A 12,462-nucleotide genomic window follows, 5' to 3' on the forward strand; every position below is an offset into this window, starting at 1 on the left:
GCCCTTGTGCCTATCACAAGGGCAATTGTTATATTATTTGGTAACTACTTTAGCCATATAATTTTGAATGCGATCAACTGCTTTTTCAAGTAAATCTAAACTCGTTGCATAGGACAGTCTAACATAGTCATTTGCACCAAAGCCGGAACCAGGAACAAGTGCCACTTTTTCTTCTTCCAGTAACGCTTTTACAAAGCTGTCAACATCTTGGAAGCCAGCCATTTTTGCTGCTTCTATCGCTTTAGGGAAAAGATAGAAGGCACCTTGAGGCTTTAAGCAACGGAAACCAGGGATACGATTTAGCTTTTCAAAGATGATATTTAATCGTTCTTCAAACGCTTGTCTCATCATTTCTACATCGTCTTGTGGTCCTTGATATGCTGCAATGGTCGCATATTGGGAGATGGAAGTTGGGTTGGAGGTACTATGACTAGCAAGATTCGTCATCGCACTAATAATTTTTTGGTTCCCAACCGCATAACCAATTCTCCATCCTGTCATGGAATGTGATTTTGAAACTCCATTAATGATGATGGTTTGTTCCTTTAACTCAGGAGAAAGTTCCGCAATCGACACATGCTTGTTTCCATCATAAAGTAGCTTTTCATAAATTTCGTCTGATACAATTAGGATATCATGCTCTAAGCAAACTTTTCCGATTTCCTCTAGTTCATCTCTTGTATAAATCATTCCAGTAGGATTACTTGGTGAGTTTAAAATCAGTGCTTTTGTTTTGGATGTGATCGTTTGCTTCAATTGTTCTGGGGTTATTTTAAAATGATTTGTCTCTTTCCCTTCTACATAAACAGGTGTTCCTTCAGCAAGCTTAACTTGCTCAGGATAGCTTACCCAATATGGTGTGGGAATGATGACCTCATCGCCTTCATCCAATAGCACTTGAAATAAGGTATACAGTGCATGTTTGGCCCCAATGCATACGATAACCTCATTTGGCTTATAGGAAATTCCTTGATCTGTTTCAAGCTTTTTCATGATTTCCTTCTTTAATGCAGGAAGCCCGCCAGATGGAGTGTACTTTGTGTATCCTTTCTCCATTGCTTCCTTTGCAGCATGTAGAATATGTGCGGGTGTATTAAAGTCAGGTTCTCCAGCACCTAAGCCGATAACATCATGTCCTGCATCCTTTAATTCTTTTGCTTTAGCTGTAATTTCCAATGTGGTGGATGGTGATAAAGTTGATACTCTTTTGGCTAATTTCATTGTTTTTCCTCCTGCTACCATTAAAAAATAATGCGTTGAAAATATTCTCCATTTTCATACTTAATATAGTAAAGGTTATATTGGTTTTGTGTATCCTTAAATTTTATCTCCCACAATGGCGTATTCTTCTCCATCGCCAATGTAATGGAAATTATTTCTTGTGGATCTCTGTCTGTTTCGAGATAGTTTAATACCTCTTCTTTTGCAATACCATTTTTCTCTAACGCAGCATGAACGACTTTCTGCTTATCATTTACCCATACTATAACGCTCTCTCCATCGCTGTTGGTGCCTTGTATAATGGTGTATGCTTTTGTTCCATTATATGTCGATATTTCTTCCACTGATTGCAAATTCGCTTCCTGCATAGCTATTTTCTCCGCCTTTTCTTTTGCTTCTTTGATTGGAGACATGGCAGTAAAATAAACGGAAGAAAATTGCCAAATCAAAAGAATAACGATGCAGATACTACTGATAATAATCCAATTTTTCATTTCATCACTCTTTATGTACGATATATTGTTAAAATTGCTTTATTTTGATCGTTTTGATCAAGGGCAAGTCCAAACATCAAATTTTCTCTTTTTAACGTTCTGTTCAGTGTGTCTACTACTTTGTATAGATCTGGTGAATTTTCCACTGTAACGGTTGAAAGTACCTCTATTTTGCTTTCCATCCCAAAATCCTCCTGCGTTCAAACAATTTTTGTTACTCATATAGATGGCTCCTGATGGTTAAAATACTATTACTGAATCATCTATAGTGTTCAAACACATTATAACAATAATTGTTCAGTTTCGTACAACGATGTACGTGAAAGTATAAAATTTACTTCTATCCCACACCAAACTTGATGGTGAATCTTCTTTTTAGGAAGACTCACCCTTTTTTTTTCTCCAATTTGCTATGAAGGAATAAAAGTTACCCTTTCTTACAATATAATTTGGGATTGCGTGCATAAAACTGACTCCATACCGTTTTTCCACAATTCTTCTGTCGAAAATATAAATGTTTTTTCCTACTTTGCCTTCTAAAAAGGAAAAAATCATCCGCTTGAATCGGAGTACAGCAATCGGTAAGGAAACAGCGGCAAATGAATTTTTTCCCTGATTTTCAGCAAGTTGCATTTTCGCGACCATTATAGGATCTTCTAATGCCGTAAACGGAAGACGCATTATAACAAGCGTATCTACTTGTTCTTCTAGGTGTGGAGAGGCCTCTAAAAAACTGTTTGTAACAAGAATAATGGCTTCTTCAAAGCTTGCCGCTGTTTTCCACACTTTTTGCTTGCTTCCATTTACATTGTTTTGGCTAATAATCATGGTATTTTCCGTATCAGGAAGCGACCTTAACTCTTGATAAACATTGTTTAGCATTTCTGTGGAGGAAAAACAAACGAGCACCCTTCCTCCTATATTATTTAATAATTCCAGTATTTGATGGGCTGAGGTTTGAATATATTGATCATTTTTGTCTTTAGATAAAATAGGCATATCAGTTGGAATGTAAATGTCAATAAGGTCATTAGTTGCAGGATGCTGCACCTCTTTTGGATAAAAATCAGTTAACCCGAGCTCCTCTACCATAAAGGAAAAATCGTCATCTACACTCATTGCTGGTGAAATAAATACCACACTTGCAGCTTGTTGATAAAATTTCTCCGCCAAAAACTCCCCTATTCCAAGCGGACGCTCGTAAATCGTCACAGAGTTTCTTGCACCTTTTGTGTATACATCAAACCATGCATGCTTGTCTGTATTTTCTTCATAGAGAAGTGAATAGAAGGTATCCCTCCAATTCATCAATACATAGGCTTCCTCAGAATAGGAGTTCTGATAAAGATGCACCACATCTGTTAATTTCATTATCAGCCTTTGTCCTGATTCAAGGACGGCAAACCAACTTGGATTATTTTCATTTCGAACAGAATACGAATAATAAGCTTTTGGCCTGTTCTTATTGGATCTAGAAAGGGTGTAGCTTCTAATTAGCCGGAAGACCTCATCTAATTCCTCTTTTGCCTCGGCAACGGCCATGCCATCTGGGAATTTAGTAAGCGCAAAATAAAGATCAAGGTAGCTTACTTCTTTTCCAAGAAATCTGCTAACGTGCTGATGAAAGGCATGTGCCTGATCCACAAGAAAGTGGTCAACGCCTAAAAATAAATCTCTTTCGTTTATTTCCTGTGCCAAAAAGGAGTGTGTGGTTAGAACGATTTTTGCGGATTGAGAATGAGCTTTTGCTTTTTTATAATAGCAAAATTCTAAATCGTTCACCTCTGCCTCTGATTCTCCTTCTAATGTGCAATTAATCGAATCCCAAATGAGTTTTCCTCCTGAGGACAAGGATAGTTCTTGAAGGTCTCCTGTTTCAGTTTCTGTGAGCCAAACAAGTATTTGGGCTTTCGTAAGTACTGCATCATAACTATCCTCTTGCTCGTTCATCAATTTTAAAAATCTTGGCAAGGATAAATACTGATGTGCTTCATTAATTTCTGCAAAAGTATCTGCATGAACTGCCACTTTGTTTCGTAGACTTTTCGCTAATGTTTTGCAAGCAGCGGCTGTAGAGGAACTAATCACTACTTTTTTCCCACTTTGTAAAGCAAAGCTTAATGCACCTTGGCAATAGGCAGTCCATGTGTTTTGTTTAGGTGAGAGCTCAATAACGCCGTGCTGACGAGATTCTAATAAGCTTTTCACCTCTTCTATGCATGCATGTAATTGATCATCTAATACTTCGGTTTCGCTTATGTTTTCTTCATTTTCAAAGGTCTGTCTTTTTTGTGAAGAGGAAGTCTTTTTTACAAGGATTTTTCCTTTGTAAGAAAGAAAATCTCCTTCTATAGAATTATTATTGTCTTCTTGAAACAATAAATATATATCACTTTTCATACTGTATAACAGAGTGTGCAGTTGAGATACCGTTTTTTTCGGCAATACGTTAATCTTATCAATCAGCTTCAGAAAAATGTGTGCAGTAGCCTCTGCATCACTATCTGCACGATGAGGGCTAGAATGCTTTAATTGAAAAAAGCTTGATAAGTCCGAGAGTTTGTAGCGCTTTTGTGTCGGTAGAAGAATTCGCGCCAATTCTACCGTATCATATGTATTTCCTTTAAAGGCTGGGTAGCCGTTGGAGACAAGTTCTGCTTGAAGAAAGGATAAGTCAAAAGGAACGTTATGTGCAACAAGTGACGCTCCATCAAGCATTTCCCAAACTAAAGGGGCAATTTCATGAAAGGATGGAGCCTGATTTACCATCTCCTGGTTTATATTTGTTAATTGCTCTATAAATGGAGGAATGGTACATCCAGGGTTAATAAAACTAGATAAACGCTCAATAATTTCCCCACCTTCAATTAAAACAGCGCCAATTTGTATAATTTTATCATTTTTTTTCGGAGAATTACCTGTGGTTTCCAAATCTAATACAACAAATCGCTGCTTCATGAAGCTCCACCTCATTATTTCTTTGTAGCTTATACTAAGGTATCACAACCTACTTTGTAAAAAAAGCATCAAATCTTTTCAAGTAATATTGTTCCTCCTTATATTTTCCAAAACAAAAAAGAAAAACCCCTTTCTGCCTGTGATAGAAAGGGGATGGTTATTACTTTATGGTAGCAGCCGGTTCTGTTCCCAGCATCTCCACAATTTCGTTTTGTTCGTTCATCACTGCGACTTTCGGTTGATGCGACGCTATTTTTTCCTCCGCCATCATGGCATATGAAATGACAATAATAACATCACCTGGCTGAACTAATCTAGCAGCAGCTCCATTTAGGCAAAATTCTTTTTTGCCTCTTTCCCCTGGAATAATGTACGTCTCAAAACGGGCGCCATTATTGTTATTGACAATTGCCACCTTTTCATTGGCAACCATACCTACCTTATCTAGAATATCCTCATCTATTGTGATGCTTCCTACATAATTTAGGTTAGATTCTGTCACTCGTGCACGGTGTATTTTTGCATTCATTAATGTTCTGAACATACTATCTTCTCCCCTTTATTGCTTGGTCTCTGTTGGATGGAATACAATATTATCAATTAACCTTGCTTTTGAAAATTTTGCAGCAATGGCAATAATGATGTCTGTATGTTGATTAAGGTTTTCCATTTTCTCCAAGGCAGGATAAGCATAAATCTCCACGTATTCCATTTCTGCTGAGGTGTGTTGTTGTATAGAATCTCTAACATAAGCTTTTATATCTTCCTGTTTCTTTCCTGACACCATCATTTCTTTTGCTATGGTTAATGCGTGATAAAGGCGGCTTGCTTCCTGACGTTCATTTGAACGCAAATAGACATTTCGTGAACTTTTCGCAAGCCCGTCCTTTTCTCTTATCGTAGCTACTCTAATGATTTCTACATCTAGATGATAATCATTTACTAGCCCTTCAATGACGGCTACCTGTTGAGCATCCTTCATGCCAAAATAAGCGTAATGCGGCTGTACGATTTGAAACAGTTTCATCACCACTGTAGCAACACCATCAAAATGGCCCGGTCGGTGCTTCCCACATAAAACATCCACTCTTTTTTCCACTTTAATAACAGTCGTTCTATCCCCAGGATACATCTCATCAATTGATGGGTAAAAGAGGAAATCTACGCCTAATTTTTCAGCAATATGTTCATCACGCTCAAAGTCCCGAGGATAGGCATCAAAATCTTCGTTCGGACCAAATTGTAAAGGGTTGACGAAAATACTGAGCACGACAATATCATTTGTCTCTCTTGCTTGTTTTAGCAATTCCTGATGCCCTTCATGTAAAAACCCCATTGTTGGAACAAAGCCGATCTTTTTACCATTTCTTTTTTCTGTTTTGCTTACATTTTGCATTTCTGTAATCGTGTTAATTACTTTCACTTCATGCTCCCCCGTATAATCTATGCAAGGTTTCCTCTTTCATATTAAAGCTATGCTCTTCTTGAGGAAATGCCGATGATTTAACTTCCGTAACATAATTCATAATGCCATCCTTAATTGGTGTTTGAGCATCTGCATACGTTTTTACAAACTTCGGCACACGTTCCACACCATAGGTTATAACATCATGAAAAACAAGAACCTGTCCATTAACACCTGCGCCAGCACCTATGCCAATAACGGGAATCGTCAGCTGATCAGCAATTTCTTTGGCTAGCTGTTGAGGCACGCACTCTAGAACAAGAGCCATCGCACCAGCTTCTTCCGTCCTTCTTGCTTCCTGAATCATTTTCTTTGCACTTTCTATATCTTTTCCTTGTACCTTATAGCCACCAAGCACACCAACAGATTGTGGAGTTAATCCTAAATGACCAACCACCGGAATGCCAGCAGATGTCAGAGAGGAAATGACGTGAATGGTATCGCCTCCCCCTTCCACTTTGAGGGCATGAGCTCCTGATTCTTGCACCATTCGTTTTGCGTTGGTCATCGTATTTTCCATAGAAAGATGATAGCTCATAAATGGCATATCTGTAACCGTGAAAGTTGATGGAGCCCCACGTCTTACTGCTTTTGTGTGATGAATCATATCATCAATTGTTACAGGTACTGTCGAGTCATATCCAAGAACGACCATGCCTAAGGAATCACCAACAAGAATCATATCCACTCCTGCTTGTTCAGACAGCTTAGCAGATGGATAATCGTATGCTGTGATCATCGTAATCTTTTCCCCGTTTTTTTTCATCTTTAAAAAATCTGACGTTGTTTTCATTTTCCTTCCTCCTTTTAATTAAGGAGAGGAAATGAACCGAAAAAAATCCTTCTTTTCACAAACGAAAGAAGGATAGAGTGTATAATAATACGTTAAAGGTTCAGTTCAATCCCTCTGTCCTAGTCCTTTGGATCAAGGCAGATATATGGTTTATAAAAATAGGGTGTAACAACTGGTGCAGTTCTTTTAGAAGATACTGCCCGTCGCTTTTATTATAAAAGATTTGTGGGAAAGATGCCATCTTTTTTGACTAAGTTCCGTTTAGCTATCTTCCCCTAATTGTATGTCAGCGGAATGGATAAAATGGATTTTTTCATCATCGTCCTCTAGCATTAAGACCCCTTCCTCTGTAATGCCTTTTGCAAGACCTTCTAGAGTACCGGTAATCGTCCGTGCAATGATTCTTTTACCGATGCTGATGGCGTAAGACTCCCAAAGTAGCTTAACTGGATAAAATCCATGCACGAGGTAGCTCATATAAAGATTTTCAAATTTCAACAGGATGGTTTGAATAAGCTTTGCTCGATTTACACTCTCTCCTCGTTCAATGGAAAGAGATGTAGCAATATCTTGTAGTTCTTGTGGGAAATGATTCTTGGTTTGATTGACATTTATGCCAATCCCAATGATGACAGAGTTAATTTTATCCGCTTCTGCTTGCATTTCTGTTAGTATTCCAACTGTTTTCTTTTTATTTATTAGAATGTCATTTGGCCATTTAATGTCTGGACGTAATCCTGTTACTTCTTCAATAGCCTGTGTAATGGCAACAGCAGTTAAAAGGGTGAGCTGGGGGGCTTTGGCAGGTGGAAGATTTGGTCTGAGAATCAAGCTCATCCATACTCCTGTGTATTTAGGAGAGTACCAAGCTCTGTTTAATCTTCCTCTTCCTGTTGTTTGCTCCTCTGAAACAACGAGGGTACCTTCTGGAACACCATCATAGGCCAACTGGTGCGCTATTTTTTGTGTGGATGTTACTGATTCCTCAAAATGAATCTTCCTACCTAATGTGTTTGTTTTTAAACCTAATGAAATTTCGTTAAGGGATATCTTATCGGGAATTTTATGGATGCGATAGCCCTTTCTTCTAACAGCCTCTAACTCATAGCCTTCGTGACGCAAATCCTCAATATGTTTCCAGACAGCAGTTCTCGAACAGCCAAGTTCTTCACTTATCTTTTGACCTGACAAAAATTCGCCTTCTATTTCTGTAAACATTTTTAACAATTTTGTTCGTATTTCTGTAGCCACTCTTTAACCCACTCCTTTAAAGCCGCTCTCTCATTTAACACTTCTTGATAGAGCAGCGCCCTTTCCATATCCTGAACTAACTGTGACATCCACTTTCCTCGTCTTTTCTCTGCAAGTTGCAAAACATCATTCCCATTAATGACAATGTCCTGCTGACTTTTTATAGGCAAACTTTGAATCATTTCCAAAATTTCTTCTTTTGAGCAAGCCTCATCCAACCCTAGCTTTACAAGTACAAGATGTACTTCTAAAGCTTGATCTAATCCTGCTCGGTAAAGTAGCTCCTTTGTCCAACCTTCTTCTTGGACCAACTTTATGTACAGAATATTTTCTGACACTGTTTTGATTATTTTCTTTGGAAGCTTCCACTCTTGCAAAAATTCTTCCACATCTAAAATTTCAAGACCAGCACATAGAATGGTCCATTTGGCAGACCTGCTAGACGCATATCTGTCTTTGTCAGCAAGCTCTAATAGTTGATCTTGTTTCATTCTCAAGCCGGGAAGGTATTGATAAAGCCCAGATGCTACAAGTAAGTTCATGCCATAATGATATCCTTGTCCTTCTAAAAGTTTATCCATTTCAAGGGTTTTTCTCTCTACCGATACATGTTCTATAAGTGCACAATCTTGTTTTATCGCTAAAAAGGTATCTACTTCTAGTGAAAAAGAAAGCTGGCTGATAAACCGGATTGCTCTAAGCATTCTTAAAGCATCCTCTTGAAAGCGATCTGAAGCTTTTCCAACGGTTCGTATCACTTTTCTTCTAATATCCTCTTGGCCACCAAAAGGATCAATAATTCTACCTGTTTTTGTCATGGCGATCGCATTCATGGTAAAATCTCTTCGTTTTAAATCTTCTTCAAGATTTTTTACAAAGGTAACTTGATCTGGACGCCTTTTATCTGTATATTCGCCATCGGTACGAAAAGTGGTTACTTCAAAGCTATCATGTTCATCTAACATGACAACGATGGTTCCATGCTCTGCACCAACATCGATTGTTTTCGGAAAGATTTCCTGTATCTCTTTCGGGGTCGCAGAGGTTGCGATGTCAATATCTCCAATATTTCTTTTCATCAACGTATCACGGACACTTCCACCAACGAAATACGCTTCATGGCCATTATTTTCTAACTGCTTGATGATGGTAATACCCTGCTGAAAAGCCTTATCCATTGCTCTAACCTCCACTTTCCGATTACACTGGTTCTTTTCGGTTAACTAGGTGCATATATAGGTCTTCATATTGACTAACAATACTTTGGGAACTAAAATGTTCTTTCACTCTTTTAATAGAGTTTGACGCAAAGGTGTTATGAAGAGTAGAATCACTTAGAATCTTAATTGCATTCATCGCGATGTCCTCAATATCTCCGACCTCACTAATAAATCCAGTTTTTCCGTCCTCGATCACTTCTGGTATCCCGCCAATCTTTGTTCCAACGGAAGGGACTCCACACGCCATCGCTTCAAGCAAAACAAGGCCAAAACTTTCTTTTTCAGACAACAATAGCATCAAATCACTAAAGGAATAGAGGTCTTCTAGATTTTCCTGCTTGCCTAGAAACAATACCCTATCCTGAATGCCTAACTCTCGTACTAAATTACAGACTACCGAAATTTCAGGTCCATCTCCCACTAATAATAATTTAGCTGAGATTTCTTTTTCAACTAATGCAAAGGAACGCACGACATCCTGCACTCTTTTGACTTTTCGGAAGTTTGAGACGTGAATAATGACCTTCTCTTCCTCTTTAATGCCATATTGTGCTTTTAAATCAGCTGTATCCTTTTTATAATACACACGCTCATCGATAAAATTATACATCGTTCTAATCGCTTTTTGAGGCTGTAATAAATCATAGGTTTGTTGTACAAGAGATTCAGAAACGGCGGTCACCTCATCTGAGCCCTCAATACCAAAACGAATCATATCGTTTAAGGAAGGATCATAGCCTAAAACCGTAATATCTGTCCCATGAAGGGTTGTCACAATTTTTAATGAATCATTCAGCATTTTTTTTGCAAGATAGGCACAAACAGCATGCGGAATCGCGTAGTGAACGTGGAGTATATCTAGCTTCTCTCGTTTGGCAACCTCGGCCATTTTACTTGCTAGCGCGAGATCATAAGGAGGATATTGAAAAACTGAATATTGGTTAACTTGAACTTCATGGTAATAAATATTGCTATAAACTTTATTTAATCGGAACGGCATGCTGGAGGAAATAAAATGGATCTCATGTCCCTTTTCCGCCAACAATTTGCCAAGCTCGGTTGCAATTACCCCAGATCCCCCTACAGTTGGGTAGCAGGTAATGCCTATTTTTAATTTCACTTAAATCCCACCTAGTATATCTTTATTAAGTATTATTGGACCTTTCGAAAAAAATCCTTCTGCATAACTAGAGCCTATTTGTTTTCCATAGGCACGCTCCCTGCTAACAACAGCCTCTACGTATCCATCTGTTAAAGGCGTGTCCTCCCCATCAGGTGACTTCTCAAACTGGCTTTTGTATGAGGATAATGCTTTAATTTTTTTATGTATCTGATTCGTTATATCTATGTAAAATTGTGGATGATGCATGGCATTTATTTGATAAAAAAACACTTTTTCTACTTTGTGAGCAGGAAGGTTATCATCATCTTTCATTTTTTTTATTCCCGCAGAAAATACAGCTTCCTCTACAAGCTTTGCACAATTCCCATGGTCTGGATGGCGATCCACATGATAAGGTGCAAACACAATCCTCGGTTTGTATTTTCTAATTACAGATATAATTTCCTTTATGAAATCATCTTGAAGGAACAGACCTCGATCAGGAAGGGCTAACTGGATTCTATCGTCTAGTTCTAAAATCTTCGCTGCAACTTCTGCCTCTTGTTGACGTGTTTCCACGGTTCCGTTGGAGGATTTTTCGGCCATGGTCAAATTGCATATTGCTGTTGTATACCCTTGCTCTTTGTATTTTGCAAGGGTACCAGCCATGCCTATCTCCACATCATCAGGGTGAGCACCAAACGCTAGGATATCAAGAGCCTTCATGGTTATTTCCTTTGCTGCCGTGTACGATATTCCTCCAGGCAAGCTCCCCTCTAGACAGTCCATGAATCAATACTTCGGCAGTACCCATATTCGTAGCAAGAGGGATGGCATATACATCACAAAGCCTTAATAGAGCGGTTACATCTGGTTCATGCGGCTGAGCAGTTAACGGATCTCGGAAGAAGATAACTAAATCCATTTTGTTTTGTGCAATCAATGCACCTATTTCTTGATCCCCACCAAGCGGTCCAGATTGAAAACGATGAACATGTAAGCCTGTTGCTTCAGAAATTCGTAAACCCGTGGTTCCGGTTGCAAAGATCTCATGGTCTTCCAAAATCGTTTTATAAGCCGTGGCAAACTGTATCATGTCAGGCTTCTTCTTATCATGTGCGATTAAAGCAATCTTCATGGACTTCTCCCCCTTATTCGATAATATTTTCTAGTCCATAGACTAAAACATCTAAATTGATTACTGTTTCTACAGCTAGTTTTACTCCTGACATGAAGCTTGCACGATTATAGGAGTCGTGTCTGATGGATAGAGACTGTCCTTCTCCGCCAAAAAGAACCTCTTGGTGAGCAACAAGACCTGGAAGACGAACACTATGTATACGAATGCCATCCTTTGTTTCTGCTCCTCGTGCTCCGTTAATAACTTCTTCTTCTTCTGGATGCCCCTGACGTTTTGGTTCTCTTGTTTTAGACAATAATTCTGCTGTTTTAATGGCCGTACCAGAAGGAGCATCAAGCTTACGGTCATGATGCAGTTCCATTATCTCTACATCTTGAAAATGCTTTGCTGCCATTTGAGCAAATTTCATCATTAATATGGCACCAACTGCAAAGTTAGGAGCAATAATGACTCCGACCTTTTTTTCATCTGCAAGTTCTGTTAATGCTTCTAATTCCTCTTCTGTAAAGCCAGTTGTTCCAACTACAGGACGAATTCCATGCTCCACTGCAAGCTTAGTATGTATTTTTCCGATTTCAGGTGTGGTAAGGTCGATAAGCACATCTGCTTTTACTTCTGTAAAACAAGTTAATGGGTCTTTATAAATGGGAGCATTAATTGCTGGGAAACCTTCCACTTCAGACAACTGCTTTCCTTCATTCATACGGTCAAGACATGCAACCAACTCAAAATGCGGTTCTCTATGTATAAGGTCCACTGCTTCTCGCCCCATGCGGCCTCGAGGTCCTGCTAGTATAATTTTAATGGTATCTTTCAT

Annotated in this window: 13 protein-coding genes; all 13 read right to left on the reverse strand. The window is 38.7% G+C overall.

Annotated elements, in window-relative coordinates; translation table 11 throughout:
- Positions 1–33: 33 nt before the first annotated feature.
- On the reverse strand, positions 34–1,221 hold the full coding sequence (locus FIU87_RS11635) for a pyridoxal phosphate-dependent aminotransferase (protein ID WP_152444754.1): 1,188 nt from the start codon (positions 1,219–1,221) through the stop codon (positions 34–36).
- 20 nt (positions 1,222–1,241) lie between these two features.
- A complete protein-coding gene (locus FIU87_RS11640) occupies positions 1,242–1,715 on the reverse strand; it encodes a cell wall elongation regulator TseB-like domain-containing protein (protein WP_152444755.1) in 474 nt (157 codons plus the stop codon).
- A gap of 11 nt (positions 1,716–1,726) precedes the next feature.
- Positions 1,727–1,897, reverse strand: coding sequence for a YpmA family protein (locus tag FIU87_RS11645; RefSeq protein ID WP_152444756.1), 171 nt, complete (start codon positions 1,895–1,897; stop codon positions 1,727–1,729).
- 193 nt (positions 1,898–2,090) lie between these two features.
- Positions 2,091–4,673 (reverse strand): exonuclease domain-containing protein, encoded by a 2,583-nt coding sequence (locus tag FIU87_RS11650; protein ID WP_172971042.1) that lies wholly within the window; start codon positions 4,671–4,673, stop codon positions 2,091–2,093.
- Between the two features lie 160 nt (positions 4,674–4,833).
- On the reverse strand, positions 4,834–5,217 hold the full coding sequence (gene panD / locus FIU87_RS11655) for an aspartate 1-decarboxylase (RefSeq protein ID WP_152444758.1): 384 nt from the start codon (positions 5,215–5,217) through the stop codon (positions 4,834–4,836).
- A gap of 15 nt (positions 5,218–5,232) precedes the next feature.
- Entirely contained in the window at positions 5,233–6,096 is an 864-nt protein-coding gene (gene panC / locus FIU87_RS11660) for a pantoate--beta-alanine ligase (RefSeq protein WP_152444759.1), read from the reverse strand.
- 1 nt (position 6,097) lies between these two features.
- A complete protein-coding gene (gene panB / locus FIU87_RS11665) occupies positions 6,098–6,931 on the reverse strand; it encodes a 3-methyl-2-oxobutanoate hydroxymethyltransferase (protein WP_152444760.1) in 834 nt (277 codons plus the stop codon).
- Between the two features lie 261 nt (positions 6,932–7,192).
- Positions 7,193–8,149, reverse strand: coding sequence for a biotin--[acetyl-CoA-carboxylase] ligase (locus FIU87_RS11670; protein ID WP_152446524.1), 957 nt, complete (start codon positions 8,147–8,149; stop codon positions 7,193–7,195).
- 2 nt (positions 8,150–8,151) lie between these two features.
- Positions 8,152–9,360: a CCA tRNA nucleotidyltransferase gene (locus FIU87_RS11675; RefSeq protein WP_152444761.1), complete on the reverse strand. Its 1,209-nt coding sequence runs from the start codon at positions 9,358–9,360 to the stop codon at positions 8,152–8,154.
- Between the two features lie 22 nt (positions 9,361–9,382).
- Complete coding sequence (gene bshA / locus FIU87_RS11680) at positions 9,383–10,522, reverse strand: N-acetyl-alpha-D-glucosaminyl L-malate synthase BshA (RefSeq protein ID WP_152444762.1); 1,140 nt, start codon at positions 10,520–10,522, stop codon at positions 9,383–9,385.
- Complete coding sequence (gene bshB1, locus FIU87_RS11685; protein ID WP_152444763.1) at positions 10,523–11,230, reverse strand: bacillithiol biosynthesis deacetylase BshB1; 708 nt, start codon at positions 11,228–11,230, stop codon at positions 10,523–10,525.
- Positions 11,217–11,642: a methylglyoxal synthase gene (gene mgsA, locus FIU87_RS11690; RefSeq protein ID WP_152444764.1), complete on the reverse strand. Its 426-nt coding sequence runs from the start codon at positions 11,640–11,642 to the stop codon at positions 11,217–11,219. The genes bshB1 and mgsA overlap by 14 nt, the downstream gene beginning before the upstream one ends.
- Before the next feature lie 13 nt (positions 11,643–11,655).
- Positions 11,656–12,462, reverse strand: a complete 807-nt coding sequence (gene dapB / locus FIU87_RS11695) for a 4-hydroxy-tetrahydrodipicolinate reductase (RefSeq protein ID WP_152444765.1) — start codon at positions 12,460–12,462, stop codon at positions 11,656–11,658.

Source organism: Bacillus sp. THAF10, assembly GCF_009363695.1.
Taxonomy (GTDB): domain Bacteria; phylum Bacillota; class Bacilli; order Bacillales; family Bacillaceae_I; genus Sutcliffiella_A.